At 58.7% G+C, this 18064-nt stretch carries 19 protein-coding genes; 9 read left to right on the top strand and 10 right to left on the bottom strand.

Going from position 1 to position 18064, the window contains the following annotated elements; genetic code table 11:
• Positions 1–50 precede the first annotated feature (50 nt).
• From ACR0DJ_RS08760 to glmM, 4 genes are all read left to right on the top strand, one after another.
• Entirely contained in the window at positions 51–1424 is a 1374-nt protein-coding gene (locus ACR0DJ_RS08760) for a multicopper oxidase family protein (RefSeq protein WP_480684592.1), read from the top strand.
• A gap of 101 nt (positions 1425–1525) precedes the next feature.
• On the top strand, positions 1526–2446 hold the full coding sequence (locus ACR0DJ_RS08755) for a dihydroneopterin aldolase (RefSeq protein WP_170346604.1): 921 nt from the start codon (positions 1526–1528) through the stop codon (positions 2444–2446).
• Positions 2443–3441, top strand: coding sequence for a dihydropteroate synthase (folP, locus tag ACR0DJ_RS08750; protein ID WP_480684591.1), 999 nt, complete (start codon positions 2443–2445; stop codon positions 3439–3441). Before ACR0DJ_RS08755 ends, folP begins: the two co-directional genes overlap by 4 nt.
• Before the next feature lie 33 nt (positions 3442–3474).
• Entirely contained in the window at positions 3475–4818 is a 1344-nt protein-coding gene (gene glmM / locus ACR0DJ_RS08745) for a phosphoglucosamine mutase (protein ID WP_257600487.1), read from the top strand.
• Here glmM and ACR0DJ_RS08740 read toward each other — a convergent pair.
• Positions 4815–5717 (bottom strand): DMT family transporter, encoded by a 903-nt coding sequence (locus ACR0DJ_RS08740; RefSeq protein WP_425078048.1) that lies wholly within the window; start codon positions 5715–5717, stop codon positions 4815–4817. The genes glmM and ACR0DJ_RS08740 overlap by 4 nt on opposite strands.
• A 134-nt stretch (positions 5718–5851) precedes the next feature.
• Positions 5852–6874: a ketol-acid reductoisomerase gene (gene ilvC / locus ACR0DJ_RS08735; RefSeq protein WP_170346608.1), complete on the bottom strand. Its 1023-nt coding sequence runs from the start codon at positions 6872–6874 to the stop codon at positions 5852–5854.
• Between the two features lie 131 nt (positions 6875–7005).
• Between ilvC and ACR0DJ_RS08730 the strand changes: the two genes are divergently transcribed.
• Together ACR0DJ_RS08730 and ACR0DJ_RS08725 are read left to right on the top strand one after the other, a co-directional pair.
• Positions 7006–7461: an Lrp/AsnC family transcriptional regulator gene (locus tag ACR0DJ_RS08730; protein WP_170346609.1), complete on the top strand. Its 456-nt coding sequence runs from the start codon at positions 7006–7008 to the stop codon at positions 7459–7461.
• Positions 7458–7916, top strand: a complete 459-nt coding sequence (locus ACR0DJ_RS08725; protein WP_170346610.1) for an Lrp/AsnC family transcriptional regulator — start codon at positions 7458–7460, stop codon at positions 7914–7916. The genes ACR0DJ_RS08730 and ACR0DJ_RS08725 overlap by 4 nt, the downstream gene beginning before the upstream one ends.
• Before the next feature lie 6 nt (positions 7917–7922).
• Here the strand turns inward: ACR0DJ_RS08725 and ACR0DJ_RS08720 are convergent, their stop codons facing one another.
• Positions 7923–8624, bottom strand: a complete 702-nt coding sequence (locus ACR0DJ_RS08720; RefSeq protein WP_257600491.1) for a GntR family transcriptional regulator — start codon at positions 8622–8624, stop codon at positions 7923–7925.
• 229 nt (positions 8625–8853) lie between these two features.
• Here ACR0DJ_RS08720 and ACR0DJ_RS08715 point away from each other — a divergent pair, with 229 nt between their 5' ends.
• The gene (locus tag ACR0DJ_RS08715; protein WP_480684589.1) at positions 8854–9981 is read left to right on the top strand and encodes an aminotransferase class V-fold PLP-dependent enzyme; all 1128 of its coding nucleotides are present in this window, start codon (positions 8854–8856) and stop codon (positions 9979–9981) included.
• Positions 9982–9993: 12 nt separating this feature from the next.
• Here ACR0DJ_RS08715 and ACR0DJ_RS08710 read toward each other — a convergent pair whose 3' ends face one another.
• The 3 genes from ACR0DJ_RS08710 to ACR0DJ_RS08700 all read right to left on the bottom strand — a co-directional run bounded on the left by ACR0DJ_RS08710 (position 9994) and on the right by ACR0DJ_RS08700 (position 12243).
• Entirely contained in the window at positions 9994–11190 is a 1197-nt protein-coding gene (locus tag ACR0DJ_RS08710) for a UbiH/UbiF family hydroxylase (RefSeq protein ID WP_480684588.1), read from the bottom strand.
• A gap of 74 nt (positions 11191–11264) precedes the next feature.
• Positions 11265–11513: a hypothetical protein gene (locus tag ACR0DJ_RS08705; RefSeq protein ID WP_171231849.1), complete on the bottom strand. Its 249-nt coding sequence runs from the start codon at positions 11511–11513 to the stop codon at positions 11265–11267.
• An 85-nt stretch (positions 11514–11598) separates the two neighbouring features.
• Complete coding sequence (locus ACR0DJ_RS08700) at positions 11599–12243, bottom strand: pyrimidine 5'-nucleotidase (protein WP_171639688.1); 645 nt, start codon at positions 12241–12243, stop codon at positions 11599–11601.
• 100 nt (positions 12244–12343) lie between these two features.
• On the opposite strand from ACR0DJ_RS08700, the gene ACR0DJ_RS08695 reads away from it, so the two are divergent.
• Entirely contained in the window at positions 12344–12991 is a 648-nt protein-coding gene (locus ACR0DJ_RS08695) for a GntR family transcriptional regulator (protein WP_117869320.1), read from the top strand.
• A 3-nt stretch (positions 12992–12994) separates the two neighbouring features.
• On the opposite strand, the gene ACR0DJ_RS08690 is transcribed toward ACR0DJ_RS08695, so the two are convergent.
• Positions 12995–14872 carry a glycosyltransferase gene (locus tag ACR0DJ_RS08690; RefSeq protein WP_480684587.1) on the bottom strand — a complete coding sequence of 626 codons (1878 nt, stop codon included), beginning with the start codon at positions 14870–14872 and terminating at the stop codon, positions 12995–12997.
• Positions 14873–14953: 81 nt separating this feature from the next.
• On the bottom strand, positions 14954–16120 hold the full coding sequence (carA, locus tag ACR0DJ_RS08685; protein ID WP_257600496.1) for a glutamine-hydrolyzing carbamoyl-phosphate synthase small subunit: 1167 nt from the start codon (positions 16118–16120) through the stop codon (positions 14954–14956).
• A gap of 183 nt (positions 16121–16303) precedes the next feature.
• On the opposite strand from carA, the gene ACR0DJ_RS08680 reads away from it, so the two are divergent.
• A complete protein-coding gene (locus ACR0DJ_RS08680; protein ID WP_170346618.1) occupies positions 16304–16789 on the top strand; it encodes a GatB/YqeY domain-containing protein in 486 nt (161 codons plus the stop codon).
• Between the two features lie 18 nt (positions 16790–16807).
• Here the strand turns inward: ACR0DJ_RS08680 and ACR0DJ_RS08675 are convergent, their stop codons facing one another.
• Both ACR0DJ_RS08675 and ACR0DJ_RS08670 read right to left on the bottom strand, forming a co-directional pair.
• Positions 16808–17299, bottom strand: coding sequence for a DUF2244 domain-containing protein (locus tag ACR0DJ_RS08675; protein ID WP_425078054.1), 492 nt, complete (start codon positions 17297–17299; stop codon positions 16808–16810).
• A 44-nt stretch (positions 17300–17343) separates the two neighbouring features.
• Positions 17344–17943: a DsbA family protein gene (locus tag ACR0DJ_RS08670; RefSeq protein WP_480684585.1), complete on the bottom strand. Its 600-nt coding sequence runs from the start codon at positions 17941–17943 to the stop codon at positions 17344–17346.
• Between the last annotated feature and the right edge of the window lie 121 nt (positions 17944–18064).

Genomic DNA, 18064 nt, shown 5'->3' with positions numbered 1-18064 from the left:
GGTGGCGCGCGGCAGGTTGCAGTCTATATTGCGGGCCCAGGAGGCCCGTAATGCTTTTCACTCGACGACACATTCTGAAAACAGCCGCCGCCGCCACAATTCTGCCGGTTGCGGCCCGCGCCGGTTATCCGCCGCTCAAGGCGCATCTGAGCCGGCAGCGCGTTGCACCCGAAGGGTTTCCTGACACAACGGTCTGGAGTTACGGTGACACTGTCCCCGGAACGGTCCTAAGGGTCGAACAGGGCGCACGCGTTCAGCGCAAACTGGTGAATGACCTTCCGCAACCAACATCGGTCCACTGGCACGGGATCCGCATTGACAACGCCATGGACGGTGTACCCGGTCTGACGCAGGATGCCGTCGCACCGGGCAGTTCTTTCGACTATGACTTCGTTGCCCCGGATGCGGGCACCTATTGGTACCACGCGCACAACCAGTCGATGGAGCAGGTTGCCCGCGGGCTTTACGGGCCGCTGATCGTTGCAGAGGCCACGGCACCGGATGTCGATCAGGATCTGGTGCTGATGTTGGATGATTGGCGGTTGAACCCTGAGACCGCGCAGATAACGGATGATTTCGACAATGGCCATGATCTGAGCCATGCAGGCCGGCTTGGAAACATCCTGACCGTCAACGGATCATTCGATCCTGCGTTTGCGGTGCGAAGAAACGAGCGACTGCGACTGCGATTGGTCAACGCCTCCAATGCCCGGATATTTGATCTGGATCTTGATGGTCTTGCGGGGTGGATCGTTGCCTTGGATGGAATGCCCTTGGAAACACCACTGAGGCTGTCGGGCTCTTTCCCGCTGGCACCTGCGCAGCGCGCGGACCTGATTTTGGATGTCATCACCGAGGATGAAACGGCAAGCCTGGTCAGTGTCGAAAGAGATGGCTCCTATGGGCTGGCGCGGTTCGAAGTCGGTGGAACCGCTGCCGGGGCGCGCAGGCAGGGCGTGTCAGCATTGCCGCCTAACCCCTTGCCTGAGATCGGAAATATTCAAGAAGCACAAACGCACCAGATGCGTCTGCAAGGTGGTGCAATGCGCTGGCTGGAAAGTGCCCGGCTGGGTGAAACGGAACTGTCTGGCCGCGAGTTGGCGCAGTTGGGCAAGTTCTGGGCACTGAACGGGTACGCCGAGCGCCCGGAAGATCCTTTTCTGGATGCAGCCGTCGGCAGTTTGCACAGGATCGAGTTCGTGAATGAATCCGCGTTTGCGCACGCGATGCATCTGCACGGGCATCACTTCCGATTGATCCTGGGTGATGGTTCTCTTGGCCCCTGGCGTGATACCGTTCTGGTCGGGCGGGGACAGGCACGCCAAATCGCATTGATCGCGGACAATCCGGGGAACTGGTTGCTGCATTGCCATATGCTGGGGCACGCCGCGTCCGGGATGATGAGCTGGTTTCGGGTCTCGTGACGCCGCATTCGGCGGTTGGAATGGCGCTTGTTTGAATGCTATAGGCCCTCGCAACGCCTATAGTGGGCGAACTTTGAAACGAGCCCGAAAAGGCCTGACCCATGAGTTCTGAAATCCGTCTGGCATTCGCACACCCGTCCGAACGGTCCGAGGCGACGTCTCCTCGGGGGCCGTTGGATCGTATTTCGTTGCGCGACCATATCGTCGAAGTCGAAATCGGTGCCTTCCAGGCCGAGCGGGGAACAACCCAGCGGATCTGCTTCAACATCGTGGTCGAAGTCCGGCCTCTGACGGACCCGATTGATGATGATGTGGATCGCATCCTGTCATATGACCGGGTAACGGAATCCATCGCCTATGAGCTGGCAGCCGAACGCCTGAACCTGCTTGAGACATTGGCCGAACGCGTTGCGGAACGCATACTGCTTGAGCCTCAGGCTGTAAGGGTCTTTGTCCGCATCGAAAAACTGGATCGAGGTCCGGGCGCATTGGGGGTTGAGATCGTGCGCGGAAAAGACTCGGTCCATCATGAGGTGGCCGAAGAAGAACGCCCGCATCCCCGCCTTGTCTTCCTGTCGAATGACGCCATCGCCTCGGAAAACCTGAAGGGTTGGATCGATCAGTTGGAGAACCGCCAGCGCCCGCTGATCCTGTGTGTCGGGGCGTCGGAACTGGCGGCTCCGCAAACGGGTCATGCGATGACACAACGCCGAATTGATCTGTTGGCAATTGAACAGAATGCCTGGGTTCTGGCGGCACGGGATCATCGCTGTGTGGTGGTCTCAACGCGGACCGAATTGGATTGGGCGATGAAGAATGGCCAGATCTGTGTCTGGGCGCCATCCAAGATCGTACTGGACGCCGTTGACGGCCCGTCAGCCGCCCCGTCGGATGCCGTGGCGCTGGCTGCATGGTTCGCGGCGACCTTTGAAGCGAGCGAAATGATGGTGATCGGCGGCGCATTGCCGACGGAACCCAAAACGCCCTTGCGCGCTGTTGCGGTGGATCAGGCCCAGCTGTGAGAACCTATTTCAGACCACTGGTCCAGCATGGAGCGACCCGTCCCGCAGGCGCTGTGCCGCTGGCGGGGCAACCCCTTTGGTTCACCCATGTCGAGGCCCTGCGGCGCGGATCTGAACCTGAAATCGTCGCGGCCTCGGACGTTCCGTCAGATCACCTGAGCCGTTTGAGCCAACCGCGGGCTGACGTGGCGGGCCTTGATATGCAGGTGCCTCATATCATGGGGATTCTGAATGCCACGCCGGACAGTTTCTCGGATGGCGGTGTTCACAGCTCGGTGGATGCTGCTCGCGTGGCTGCGGTGAATATGGTGGCGCAGGGTGCCACGATCCTGGATATCGGCGGAGAGTCCACCCGTCCGGGTGCGGATTTTGTCCCGGCCGAGGAAGAAATCGCCCGAACCCGTCCGTTGATCGAAGCGATCCGGTCGGAAACAGGCGCATTGATTTCCATCGATACACGCAAGGTAGATGTCGCCAAGGCTGCCTGCGAGGCAGGGGCAGGGTTGGTCAACGATGTCTCGGGCTTCACCTTCGATCCCGAATTGGCGCCGTTCTGTGCCGCGCAGGGTGTGCCTGTATGTGTCATGCACATGCAGGGTGATCCGGCGACGATGCAGATCAATCCTCGATACGACAATGTTCTGCTGGATGTTTACGATTTTCTCGAAGGCCAGATTGCGCTGCTGGAACGTCTTGGCCTGAGCCGCGATCAGATCGTCGTGGATCCCGGGATCGGGTTCGGGAAGACCGAGGATCACAATTTGACCCTTCTGCGCAATATCAGCCTGTTCCACGGATTGGGCTGCCCGATCCTGTTGGGCGTGTCGCGCAAGGGCTTTATTGGTACCATCGGAAAAGAACCTCGCAAGACTGCCCGCGCGCCGGGATCAATTGCGGTGGCTCTGGCGGGATTGTCTCAGGGCGTGCAGATCATTCGCGTTCATGACGTGGCCGAGACCTCTCAGGCCTTGCGCCTATGGGCTGCTGTCCGGTAATCCGGTCGCACGGCAAATCACGGAGTGACACCTATGCGCAAACTGTTCGGAACCGACGGGGTGCGGGGCACCGCCAACACGCATCCGATGACGGCAGAGATGGCGTTGCGCATCGGGGCTGCGGTCGGGCGGTATTTCCGACGCGACGCGACAGGGGTGCACCGGGTTGTCATCGGTAAGGATACGCGCCTGTCCGGCTATATGCTGGAAAACGCGCTGACGGCCGGTTTGACGTCCACGGGAATGAACGTGTTGCTGCTGGGGCCCGTTCCGACACCCGCCGTTGGTCTCATGACCAGGTCCATGCGGGCTGATCTGGGCGTCATGATCTCGGCCAGCCACAACCCTGCCGAAGACAACGGAATCAAGTTCTTTGGGCCCGACGGCTACAAACTGTCCGATCAGGCCGAGGTCGAGATCGAAAAGCTGATCGACGAAGGCGTCAGACCCGCTCAGGCGCAGAATATCGGCCGGGCGCGCCGGGTTGATGACGCCCGGTTTCGCTATGGTGAACGTGTAAAATCGTCGTTGCCGCGGAACGTGAGTCTGGATGGTTTGAAAGTGGTGATCGATTGTGCAAACGGCGCAGCCCACCGCACCGCGCCGGAAGTTCTGTGGGAGCTGGGCGCAGAAGTGATCCCCGTGGGAATCGCGCCCAACGGCAAGAACATCAATCTCAACTGCGGATCGACCAAGCCTCAACTGGCCGCTGAAACCGTTGTCGCGCATGGTGCCGACGTGGGTATTTGTCTGGATGGCGACGCGGACAGGGTGGTTGTGGTCGACGAAACCGGCCAGGTGGCTGACGGCGATCAGCTTATGGCTTTGCTGGCGACGGCATGGAAGAAATCGGGCCAGTTGAAGGGCGACGCTCTGGTCGCGACCGTCATGTCCAACCTGGGTCTGGAACGCCACCTGACAGCGCAGGGTTTGCGCCTCGAGCGAACGGCCGTCGGCGATCGCTACGTGGTCGAACGGATGCGTGAAGGTGGGTTCAACCTTGGCGGGGAACAGTCCGGCCATATCGTGATGAGCGATTATGCCACCACCGGTGACGGGTTGATGGCTGGCCTGCATTTCCTGGCGGAAATGGTTCTGTCGGGGCGCAAGGCGTCGGATCTGTCCAAACAATTCGAAACCGTGCCGCAGTTGCTGAAGAATGTACGTTATTCCAGCGATCAAACCCCGTTGGAGGTGCAAAGTGTACAGGCGGCCATTGCCGATGCCGAGGCACGGTTGAATGGGCAGGGCCGGTTGTTGATCCGCAAATCCGGGACCGAACCGTTGATCCGCGTGATGGCTGAATGCGAAGATGATGGGTTGCTGACCCAAGTCGTTGACAGCATCGTCGCCGAGGTCGAGGCCGCCACAAGCTAGTGCCCGAACAGAACCTTGCGCAGGCTGAACCATTGACTGATGGCCATGCCTGTCAGTATCAGCGCAAGGGCGATGAAAAAGCGCAGGGGCAGGGCCTCGGACAGAATCCAGGCGCCGAATACCATTGACCAAATGGGCACCTGATAGTTCACCAGTGTCAGAAACACGGAACCTGCGCTGCGGGTGATGGACACGCGCAGCAGGGTGGCGAACGCCGTTGGCACCAAGCCCAGCACGATCAGAGCAAGTGTGGGGCGCGTGCCTTGCCATTTGGGCAAGCCTTCGGTCATCAGCATGATGGGCACCAACAACGCAGCCCCAACCAGCAGGGTCAGCGCAGCAAGCGCCAACGGGTCGACAGGCGGACAGCGACGGGTCAAAATCGACGAAGACGCATAGCACAATGCGGCAGTGATACAGGCCAATTGGGCCAGAGGTTCGGCCCCTTGGCCAAGCTGTGCCAGACCGGGGCCGATCAATACCAAAGCTCCCGAGAAGCCCAGACACACGCCCAGCAGGCGACGTAGATTGAGCGGCTCGTCAGAAAAGAAATGCGCAAGTGGCAATACCATTAGCGGAATGGCAGCCATGGACAGCCCCGCAAAGGCTGATGGCACGAATTGCTGCCCCCAGCTGAGCAGCATGAAGGGTACGGCAGTAGACAGCACGCCGATAAGGACAATCGAAACACTCAGCGCCGGCGTCAGAACCGGCAGCTTGCGACCGGTCACCGTCATCATCAGCAACAGGGTAACAGCGCCCAGCGTAGTTCGTGAGGTGGCGACCGTGATCGGCCCATAGCCTTCCAGCGCCATGGCGACGACCATGAAGGTCGCGCCCCAGATCAGGCCCAGCGTGAAGACGCCGCTCCAGTCCTGTCTTGTCGGCTGTTGCACCATTGGTTTGTCCTGTCGGGCAGCGCAAGTTCGCGAAATAGATTGGTCTGATCGGGCGTTTATGTGCCGCGCCACTTTTTTGTGCAAACGAAAAAGGGCGACCGCCGTGGCCGCCCTTATGCTGACTAAGGTCTGGCTTAGTTCTTTTCTTTGTCGACCATCTTTCCGGCCGAGATCCACGGCATCATGCCGCGCAGCTTGGCGCCGGTTTCCTCGATCATATGCTCGTCATTGGCACGGCGCGCCGCTTTGATGGTCGGCTGGCCTACGGCGTTTTCCAGCATGAAGTCACGAACGAATTTACCCTGCTGGATGTCGTTTAGAACCTCTTTCATACGCGCTTTGGTCTCGTCGTATTTCAGGATACGCGGCCCGGTGACGTACTGGCCGTATTCGGCGGTGTTCGAGATCGAGTAATCCATGTTGGCGATGCCGCCTTCGTAGATCAGATCGACGATCAGTTTCACTTCGTGCAGACACTCGAAATAGGCCATTTCAGGGGCGTAACCGGCTTCGACCAGAGTTTCAAAGCCGCAGCGGATCAGTTCGACCAGACCACCGCACAGAACGGCCTGTTCGCCGAACAGGTCGGTTTCACACTCTTCACGGAAGTTGGTTTCGATGATGCCCGAGCGGCCGCCGCCGATGGCCGAGCAGTAGGACAATCCGATTTCCAGCGCTTTGCCGGTTGCATCGTTGTGGACAGCGACCAGGCAGGGCACGCCGCCGCCCTTGGTGTATTCGCCGCGCACGGTGTGGCCGGGGCCCTTGGGGGCCATCATGATGACGTCGACGCCGTCTTTCGGCTCGATCAGGCCGAAATGTACGTTCAGGCCGTGGGCAAAGGCGATGGCCGCACCGGGCTTGATGTTGTCGTGGACGTATTTTTTGTAGGTCTCGGCCTGAAGCTCGTCGGGCATGGTGAACATGATCACGTCACACCAGGCCGCCGCTTCGGCGATGCCCATGACTTGCAAACCCTCGGCTTCGGCCTTCTTGGCCGAAGGCGATCCTTCGCGCAGGGCGACGACCAGGTTCTTTGCACCGGAGTCGCGCAGGTTCAGCGCGTGAGCGTGTCCTTGCGAGCCATAGCCGAGAATGGCAACTTTCTTGTCTTTGATCAGGTTGATATCGCAATCGCGATCGTAATAGACGCGCATTTCGCCGGTCCTTTCTGGTTAGGTTGCGGCGGTTGTATCTGCCTGTTCGCGCAATGGCGATAGGGTTGGGCTTGAGTATTTGCAAAAAAGATGAAGAATAATTCGTGATAATCGGAGAATGTAAAAAAATCATGCTTGATGATATTGATCGGCGCATTCTGCGCCACTTTCAAGCAGACCCGAGCCTGACAACAGCGGAACTGGCCGATCTTTGCCGGATCAGCGCGGGTGTCTGCTGGCGGCGGATCGAAAAGATGCAGGCCGCAGGGATCGTCCAAGGGCAGGAGGCCGTGATAGACTGGGCCGCGATGGGATATGCTGTCGAGGTCTCGCTTCGGATCACGCTTGACAAGACGCAGGCCCGAGCTTTCGACGATTTCACGCAGGCGGCGCGTGACGTGGCAGAGGTGATCGAAATTCAGACCTTTCTGGGTCGGGTCGATGTTCGTCTTTCCGTCATTGCAAGAGATATGAAGCACTATCAACAGCTCTATCGCGACCGGATTCTGACCCTGCCTCACATCGCCGATATTGAGGCCCTGATGCATATCGCGAGGGTCAAGCGGGACGAGGTACTGCCGGTATGATCGAATTGGATGAGATTGATCGCCGCCTTCTTCGCGCACTGCAACAGGATGCCACGCAAAGTGCCGGAGCATTGGGGCGCAGGTTCGGGTTATCCCAACCCGCAACGTGGCGTCGCATTCGCCGGTTGGAAGAGGCAGGAATAATCAAGGGCCGTCGGCTGCGTCTGAATGCCGAAGCGCTGGGGTTCGGTGTTACCGTCTTTCTGGGCATCAAGCTGGGGCGCAAGGGCCAAGTCAGTCTTGAAGATTTTGAGCGCGCTGTCAGTGCCATTCCCGAGGTGCAGACAGTCGAGCATGTGCTTGGACTGTATGACTATCGACTGCGTGTGGTGGCCCGAGACCTGGCCGATTTCGAGCGTGTATTGCGGCGCCGGATCATGACTCTGCCGGGTGCGGGCGATGTCGAGGCAAACGTGCTGCTGAGCGAAGAACGTCTGCCCGGTCCCATCGGCTGAACAGAGTCAGTACTTGGTGCGGATGCAATAGCCCGGATGATGCGTCATGCGCGCAAAGGTAAGCGGCCTGTCTTCTTTCCAGGTGGTGCGTTCCATTTGAATCATGGACGTTCCCGCCGTGGTGCCCATGAATTCTGCCAGTCGCGCATCTGCGGATATGGCGCAGAAAGCGACCTCGGCGTCGGTGAAAGGTGCGGCCGTCAACAGCCATTCATGTGGCCCCTGTTCGACCAGGTCCGCGTCCTCTACATCTGGAACAGCCTCGATGTTGATCCACCGTTCTTCCATCTGGAAGGGCCGATTGTCTGCATAGTGCATACAGATTACATGTAGAACACGCGCATCCGGTGCCACGTTGATCTGCGAGGAAAGCCATCCAGGGCTGGTGACCACATTTCTTTCAACAAGCGCATAACGATAATTTGCATTCTGGTTTTCGACCACTTGCCGCGCCAGTGACAATTCGAGTTTGGCGTGTTTGCTGGGCTCTTTCTTGACGCGTGTGCCGCTTTTGCGTTTGCGCTCGACAAAGCCTTGGTCGGCCAGTTCTCTCAAGGCTCTGTTCACAGTGGCCCGGGCGCAATTGAACTCCTCTGCCAGCTGGGTCTCCGTCGGCAAAAGCGATCCTTGTGGCCAGACACGGCTTTCAATGCGTCGTTTTACTTCGTCTCGAACGAACTGGAAGCTGATCCGCTTTTGTATCGTCACGGGTGAATCTATCCCTTCAAGTATAAAGTGTGCGCATCTGTTCAGAAGCAAGTAGAAGTGTAAAGGGGAAGTGACACTGGTTGGCGTCATTTTCCAGTTCTCAGGAAACTAAGTGAGAAAAATTAAGTGTTTGTTAAGCTTTACGTCAGGTCAAATTTCGCCGCGAAAAGGCTTTACCCGCACTGACAAAGCGGACAAGACTTCGAAAACGCTTTGGAAAGGATGCGCCATGCCAGGCTTGCTGGAAACCGTTGACCCGGACGGGCTCGAAGAATTCTCGGTCGTATTTACCGACCGTTCGTTGAACCATATGTCGCAGAAGTTTCAGCAGGTGATGCGCGACATTTCGGACATGCTGAAAGACGTGTACAACGCGGATGGCGTTGCCGTTATTCCCGGCGGTGGAACCTATGCCATGGAAGCGGTCGCCCGACAGTTCGCACGCGGCGCGGATGTGCTGGTGGTTCGCAACGGATGGTTCTCGTACCGGTGGAGCCAGATCATTGAGAGCGGCTCTCTGACAAACTCGACCACGGTCATGAAAGCGCGAGAGACTGGCAATGCCAGCCCATCGCCTTTTGCGCCTGCTCCGATCGAAGAGGTCGTCGCCGCGATTCGCGAACAAAAACCCGGCGTTGTTTTTGCGCCGCATGTCGAAACCTCAGCGGGGGTCATTCTGCCGGATGATTATGTGACCGCGCTGGCAAGCGCGGCGCACGAGGTGGGTGCATTGATGGTGTTGGATTGCATTGCGTCGGGTTGCGCCTGGGTGGACATGAAAGCCACCGGTGTCGATGTTCTGATCTCGGCGCCGCAGAAGGGGTGGAGCGCGTCGCCATGTGCCGGTCTGGTCATGTTGTCTGAACGGGGCGAGGCACGTCTGGAGCAGACCAGTTCCGACAGTTTCGCCCTTGATCTGAAGAAATGGCGGCAGATCATGCAAGCCTATGAAAACGGCGGCCACGCCTATCACGCCACGATGCCGACCGATGCGTTGCTGGCTTTCCGCGACACCATGGCAGAGACGCGTGAATACGGGTTCGAAAAGCTGCGTGCGGCGCAATGGGCGCTGGGTGACGGTGTGCGGTCGATGTTGAAGGACAAGGGCGTCGTTTCGGTCGCGGCCGACGGTTTTGGCGCGCCTGGAGTTGTGGTCAGCTACACCTCGGATCCCGAAATTCAGAACGGCAGGAAATTTGCGGCGCTGGGTATGCAGATTGCCGCTGGTGTCCCGTTGCAATGCGATGAGCCAGAAGGGTTCAGCACGTTTCGGTTGGGCCTGTTTGGGCTCGACAAGCTGTACGACGTGGACGGCACCATCGCGCGTTTGAAACGTGTGCTGGATCAGGTTCTGTAAGCAGCCCGGGCCTTAGCGAACGCCAAGGCCCATCTGCATCAACGTCTTGCGCACTGGTGGCAGGGAATAAAGTGCGCTCAGCCCCATCGCCCGTGCATCCCGCAGCGGGCGTGCCTCGATCATCGAGGCGCGGTTCAGCAGATCAATGCCTTTGACACGCATCTCGACCTCGGTGTGACGGCCCTTGTGATACGCGTCCAGCATCTGTGCGTCTCCCAGACTTTCGGGCCGGGCCTGCGCCAAATCCAGCAGGCAACGCAGATCGCCCAGCGACATGTTCAAGCCCTGTGCTCCGATGGGTGGCACCACATGCGCGGCCTCAGCCATCAGGGCGATGCGTTCCCCCGCCAGCCGTTCCGCCGATTGGCTGATGATCGGCCAGATCGTTCTGCGGGATGCCAGTTTCAGCGGGCCGAACAAACCGCAGGACCGAGAGGTCATGGCGGCCTCGAATGCATCGGGTTTCAGGTTCAGGAGTTCAACGGCCTTCGGTCCGCGTTCCATCCAGACGATGGCGGACGAGGGCTGCCCGTTCCAGTCCGGTAGAGGCACCAGCGTGAACGGCCCCCCGGATCTGTGAATTTCGGTCGAAACATTCTCGTGTGGAATTGGGTGCGACACCGCAAATGCCAGCGCCTTTTGCCCATATCGTGTTGTGTGCACCTTGATGCCGGCTGCTTCGCGCATTGGCGAGTTGCGACCATCGGCAGCAAGCACAAGCTTGCACCGGACGCGGCTGCCATCACTCAGGCTCACGCGGGCCTCGGCGGTTCGGGTAAACAGGCTGGTGGTCGCGGTGCCGGGACGGAAATCGACATTTGGCAACTCGGCCAGTCGGGCCACCATTTCACGGCGCAACAACCAGTTGGGTAGGTTCCAGCCGAAAGGTTGTTCGGAGATGTCGGCCGCGTTGAAGTCGCGAACGACGCGTGGCTCGGGCAAGTCGCCCCCGGCGTCAACGATCCGCATGACTTGCAACGGGGCCGCCTGTGCATCCAGTCTTGCCCACAGACCGCATTGTTCCAGCAGGCCGCGCGCAGGCTGCAAAAAAGCCGTGGTGCGCAGGTCTGACCCGTCCACGTCCCGCTCGGTGATTGGAGGGCTCGGATCAACGCAGATCACTTGAAAACCTGCCGTTCCGAATACCGCCGCAGCGGTCAGACCGGCGATCCCGCCACCGGAAATCAGGATGTCACAGCTGTCGGACATGGCGCCTCTCATCATTCTGGGCAGAACCTAGTTCGGATCTGCCCCGAGTGCCAAGTGACATCCTGTCCCGTATTTCAGCCCCGTGAAATCAGGATGAGGATCAGAAACATCAGCGGCACCATCATAAGGGCAGGGATGTAGAGGCCGGGAAGGCCGAACAACATGATGGAACAGCCCCACATGCTGAAAATCGCAGCGGCGGTGTAATACAAGTCTTCTGCCTTGGCGTTGACCGCCTCGCGCGCCAGCCATCCAAAGACGGGAATTGCAAAGAAAAGGCGCTGCCAGATCGGCAGGCGCAGCGGCATGTCAATCGCGCTCATCGGGGTCTCCATCTGTTCGTCGCTGCAGCGCATATAAGGACGCAGATGCGTGTGCAGAACGTGCAGATCGTCGCACTGTGACAGCCTATCGCAGGCGCGCCAGGAACGCGGTCAGATCGTCCGTGTGATGGTGGATGTGATCGGCTTCATGCGGGTCGGGAGAAACATGAACCGTGCGCATTCCCATCTCGTGTGGGGCCGCGAGATTGCGTGGTTCATCTTCGAACATGGCTGCCATTTCGGTCTGAAGACCGTCTTTTTCAAAAATCGCTTCGAACGCAGCTTTTTCGGGTTTTGGTCGGTACCCTGCATGTTCAACACCGTATATCGCGTCGAACAGGCCTGTCAGGCCGCGTGCCTCAAGGACTCGTTCCGCGTAGGGCGCGCTGCCGTTGGTGTAGACGATCCGCCGGCCGGGAAGGGCGCGGATGTGATCGGCCAGTTCCGCATCCGGGTCCATGTGGCTCATGTCAACCTGATGTACCGCGTGCAGGTAGGGGTCGGGGTCCAGATCATGTTCGGCCATCAACCCGGCCAGCGTGGTCCCGTATTCCCGCCAGTAATGCGCGCGTAGCCGGTCGGCTTCGGCCCGGTCAACACCGATGGCTTGCACCACATAGTCCGTCATCAGAACTTCTATCTGATCGAACAGCCGCATATGCGGTGGGTATAGGGTGTTGTCCAGATCGAACACCCATTGTGTGACATGACTAAACGAAGGTTTGACCATGGCTTGGGTTTAGGGCGCAGTCGGTCGGTTTTCAATGCTGTACTTGATCGCCGCCCCCTGTCACGGCTAGACATGTCCGAACGAGGAGACAAACGATCCCATGAGCCAGACCCGATCCCCGACCAAGGACGCCTACAGCCTTATCCTGGAAGCCATCGATGTGGGTGTTTACAAACCCGGTGATCGGTTGGTCGAAAGCGAACTGGCAGAGCGTTTCGGAGTGTCACGCACCCCGATCCGCGAAGCGTTGCAACGCCTGGAAACCCAATCCTTGCTGGAACGGGACGGGAGGTCATTGATCGTGGCGTCTCTGGACCACAACCAGATGGCCGAGCTTTACATCGTGCGCCGGGAACTTGAAGGTCTTGCCGCACGGCTGGCCGCAAAACACGCCACCGAAGAAGAAATCAAGGTTCTTCAGGACATGGTCGTCGAAGACGACAAGCTGATCGATGACCCAACGGCTTTGTCGCGCGCCAATCGACGGTTTCACGAACAGATTCATCTGGCGTCACACAACCGCTACCTGGTTCAGCAGCTTGATCTGGTCCATCGGACCATGGCTTTGATGGCGACCACTTCGCTGGCTGTTCAGGGGCGTGGCGAGATTGCGCAAAGTGAGCATAAGGGAATCGTCGAGGCCATCGCCGCCCGAGACGAGGAAGCCGCAGGGCGGGCGCTGAAGGAACATATTTCAATCGCCTTCATGACACGTCTGAAACAGGATGCCAGTCGTCGCGATAAATGAACGTCAGGCCAGCGTAACGTCTTCGCTGGCCTGTCCGTGTTGGGTTTTGTCCCAAAAAAACGGATTTGTCGCCAGTTCCCACAGCGCTTTGTAACCGGCAACCACCCCCAGAGGGAAATACAGACACATCGTCGGGACCCACGGCAGCAAAAACCGACGTTCACGCGCGGAAACGGCGATGACCCCAACGCATATGTTCAGCGCCTCGGTTGCCAGAAACAGGCAGATCAGCGCCGTCGTGATCTGTTGCGGCAGGATTTGCTCCATCGGATTGGGCATGCCCAGGGCGAATAGCCAGAAAATCCATAGAACAGGGGCCAGCAGGAACTGACCCAGAGTGCCCAGAAAGAACGCCTGTAGGCCGAAAAACTTCGCCGCACCCAAATCAGCATACAATTTCCGCGGGTCGCGCATGTGCACAAGATAGGTGACCATGAACCCCTTGAGCCAGCGTGAGCGTTGCTTGACCCACGGCCAGGCGCGGAAATTCGCCTCTTCGAATGTCGTGGTATCCACCATCTCGGTCCGATAACCGGCCCGGCAAAGCCGCACACCCAAATCGGCATCTTCGGTGACATTGTGGGCGTCCCAGCCGCCCAGTTCCAACAGCTTTTCGCGGCGGAAAAAGAACGTCGTTCCTCCAAGCGGGACGACCAGCCCCATACGTGCGATGCCCGGCAGGATCACGCGAAACCAGCTGTTGTATTCGATGGTAAAACAGCGTGACCGCCAGTTCGTGCGGGGGTTGTAGTAATCCAAAACACCTTGCAGGCATACCACCTCGGGCGAAGCTTGGGTAAAATGCGCAACCACACGTTCGATCTGATCTGGCTGTGGTGCGTCTTCGGCATCCCAAACGCCAACGATGTCACCACGGCAAAAATCCAGCGCGTAATTCATGGCGCGCGGTTTGGTGGTCAACCCGTTCAGTTCCGGGACTTCAACAACACGCATCCAACTGGGCAGAGCCACCCGCGCAAGGGCGTCGCGCGTCACGTCATCGGTTTCCTCAAGCACGAGAATGACGTCCAGCAGTGCTTTGGGATAGGTCAGCCTTTGAAGCCGTTGCACCAGAGCACTCGCGATTTCTCGTTCCTTGTACAGCGGCACCATGATGGACACGCAGGGGTGCCGAAGTGCGATTGCCGCCTCGGGTGGCTCGGTCGGCTTTTTCATGTGGTCGCTGAGACAGGCCAGCGCGCCGATTATCCGAAAGGCGGTAAAAAGAACCAAACTGCCTAGGGCTGCGCCCAACAAAACCATCAATCCAAACGAGGGGAACAGGGCGAAAAGAAACAGCACACCTAGCGTTGTTGCAGATGATACGAGCCGGGGCCCGGCGGTCCAGTTGCGGCAGCTTTGAGCGGCGTTCACCCGGGTTTCGGCCGCTTTTGCAAGTGTCCGCGAGAAGTGCTGTGCAATGACCCGGTCGATCTGATGAGAATCCGCAAGAACCGGCAGGATGGCATAGTCGCAATCCTGCATCTCGGCGACCACGGTTGCAAAACGATCGGGCCGGGCAGTGGCGACCAAAACCAGAGGGCCGATGCGCATCCAGGGAATGACATTGTGCTCAAGCCAGAAATCCACCGGCTTCAGGTTGCACAATCCGGGCATCGGTGGAATTTGTTCGAGGTCCGCGATCTGCCACCCGAACTGCGTGGATAGGGCCTTCAGTACGTCCTGCCTGGTGGCATAGCCCTCGCCAACCAGAATTTCGCCAAGCGGCGCTTTCTGCCTGGTCTGCAAGCTCAACGCATGGTCCAGTTGCGAGCGCGTGATGACCTCGGTTTCCAGCAGGCAAGTTCCCAGCGGTTTGCGAAATCCGGGCGCCGGGATCGGGGCAGCGGTTGTAAAGTCCTGGAGATTAAGTTCAACCATAAAGAAACCCTGGCACAGTTACCTGCGCTCAGGGTTGATCAAACAAGGTTAATGTGCCGTTAACTCTGGTAACTTAAGGGTTTATGCCTGCTCTTTTTTCTTTTCCATCGCATCGGCGAAACGCTCGAACAGATAGAAACTGTCCTGGGGTCCGGGTGACGCTTCGGGGTGGTATTGTACCGAGTATACAGGTCTGTCAGTCATTCGGATACCGCAGTTCGAGCCGTCAAACAGCGATCTGTGTGTCTCGACCACGCCTTCCGGCAAAGACTGCGCGTCCACGGCAAAACCGTGATTCATCGAAGTGATTTCGACCTTGCCGGTTTCCAGATCCTTGACCGGGTGGTTCGCGCCGTGGTGACCGTGGTTCATCTTGACTGTCTGACCGCCCAACGCCAGTGCCAGCATCTGGTGGCCAAGGCAGATACCAAAGACGGGCAGATCGGTTGTGTCCAGAATTTCCTTGATCATCGGCACAGCATAGGCACCCGTTGCAGCCGGGTCTCCGGGACCGTTCGACAGGAAAACGCCATCCGGCTGATGGGCCAGCACTTCGGCTGCGGTCGCCGTCGCTGGCAACACGGTTACATCACATCCAGCAGAGGCGAGACAGCGCAGAATGTTGCGCTTGGCGCCGTAATCGACAGCCACGACTTTGTGGGCAGGGGCCTCTTGTCGCTTGTACCCGTCAGGCCACGCCCACCGCATTTCATCCCAGCGATAGCTTTGGGCACAGGTGACTTCCCTGGCCAAGTCCATACCTTCCAGCCCGGCAAAACCGCGGGCCGCAGCAACCAGGGCTTCGATGTCGAAATTGCCCTCGGGGTCATGCGCCAGCGCCACATGCGGCGCGCCCTGCTGGCGGATGGCGCGGGTCAGTCGGCGGGTATCAACGCCGCCGATGGCGATGCGTCCACGGCGGGCAAGCCAGCCCTTGAGTTCCTCGGCCGAGCGCCAGTTGGACGGCTCGGTCGGATCCCATTTGACAACCATGCCAGCGGCGACCGGATCGCCGGTTTCGTCATCCTCCGGGTTCACGCCGACATTGCCGATATGGGGGAAGGTAAAGGTGACGATCTGCCCGGCATAGGATGGATCGGTCATGATTTCCTGATATCCGGTCATGGCTGTGTTGAAGCAGAGTTCGGCCACGGTCTGTCCGGTTGCACCGAAACCGAGGCCGTAAAACAGCGTTCCGTCGGCCAAAGCCAGACATGCGGTGGGCTTGGACGGGGCGTTCTGGGCCATGGCGCGACTCTCCTGCAAGGTAAACCGGCGCATACCTAAGGGGGTTAAGCGCCTGGGTCAAGTCTGTTCAATTTTTGGGCTATCGTTATTTTTCAATGGGTTAAGCCTGATCGCCCCCGGTTGTATCACGCTTTTTGTTTAGATATGTTCGGGGTTCCGTTGTCATGGGGATGGACAAGCCAAATGGATATGCGATCACGGGTGAATGCCGCCCTGAAGCAAGCTATGAAAGACAAAGCAGCCGAGCGTCTGTCGACACTGCGGTTGATCAACGCGGCCATCAAGGACCGCGACATCGCCGCGCGCGCCTCGGACAATGAAGAGGTCAAGGGCTGCGGTGATGCAGAGGTGCTTGAAATTCTTGGCAAAATGACCAAGCAACGCAAGGAAAGTGCGCGCGCCTATGAAGAGGGCGGTCGCCTGGACCTGGCCGAACGCGAGATGCAGGAAGTCGCCGTCATCGAAGAGTTTCTGCCCAAGCAGCTGGATGATGAAGAAGTGTCAAAGGCGATTCAGGCCGCGATCACTTCAACCGGTGCCGGTTCCATTCGGGACATGGGCAAGGTCATGGGCGAGCTGAAGACCCGCTATACCGGACAGATGGACTTCGGCAGGGTCGGACCCATGGTCAAAGACCAACTCTGTGCCGCATCAAACGGCGATTGCTGAGACATCAGGCTGAAACACCTACTGCGCGACAGGATCGCGCAGTTTCCTGGCCAGGTCGTCGTAGAGCGTGATACGCTCGTCTTCCGACAGAAACGCCCCGATTTCCACCTCACGCCCGTCTCCGACGAGCGTGACGTAATGTGGAACCGGGCCGCCTTCTTCGTACATTTCAGGTCGTGCCCAATAGCGATTGCACGACCATTCCTGTTGGTCCTTGCCAGGGGTGTGATGCACCAGGCGGGCTTGTGAATCGGACAAGGTAAAAACCTCAAACGTACTGCGCGCGCGATAGTTCGCCTGAATCGCCAGCCAAAGCCCAAGCACCGTCAATAACAGAAACGGTAACAGACCCCACAACACGACCGACCCAAGCACGGCCAACAATGGGATCAAACCGAACAGAAACACGGACAGGATGGCAATCATCGCCCCACGTCGCGGCAGTGAGTTATGCGGCCAGAGGCGCAGCTCGTGTACGGTTTCGGATGTCTGATTCCATTTGTAGGGCATACCGGAAACATATCGCAGTGCTGCGTCATGTCGACGGGTTTTGATCAGACCACGTGGCCCACCCGCGCCCACGACAAGGCGTCATCCAAACGGTCGTCGCCCCAGAATACCTCTTGCCTCACCACGAAGCTGGGGGCACCGAAAACACCCAGTTTCACTGCGATGTCTGTTTCAGCTTCCAGTGCCGCGACGATATCCGGGCTGCGTGCGCGTGCCAGTGTCAGACGGGGATCCTGCTGGCACCGCAGCAAAGCTTCGGACAGGACGCTTTCGCTGCCCGCTTCGACGCCATCCTCGAACCAGATGCGGTAAAGGTTTTGGGTAAATGACTTGCCCCATCCATCCATCATACCAAGCAGAGCGACCTGATTGGCCAGGGCAAGATCGGAAATCGGATAGGGTGCGGGCAGGCTGGCGTGGATGTGATACTTGGCACAGCGCCTTTCGATATCGCGCCACATATATGCGGATTTTTCCGGTTTTCCGGCAAACGGGATATTCTGCTGTGCTGACATGACCGTGCGCACATTGAAGGGCCGCCAATTCACGGTGGCGTCATGTTCAGCGCACCAGTCGTCCAGACGCATCACGGTAAGGAAGCTGTAAGTGCTGCCGATTGAATACCAAAAGTCGATTTCCGGCATTGCCGATCCTCCGACTGTTCTGTGGGGGTATCATAGCGGATTTTGATACACTTGGCGAACCGGCAGAGGTGAAAACGAAAAACCCCGCCACTTGGGCGGGGTTTCCTTGGATCAGATCGGG

This window comes from Ruegeria sp. BF10, from assembly GCF_056538725.1.
This window is presented reverse-complemented; position numbering and strand designations above follow the sequence as displayed.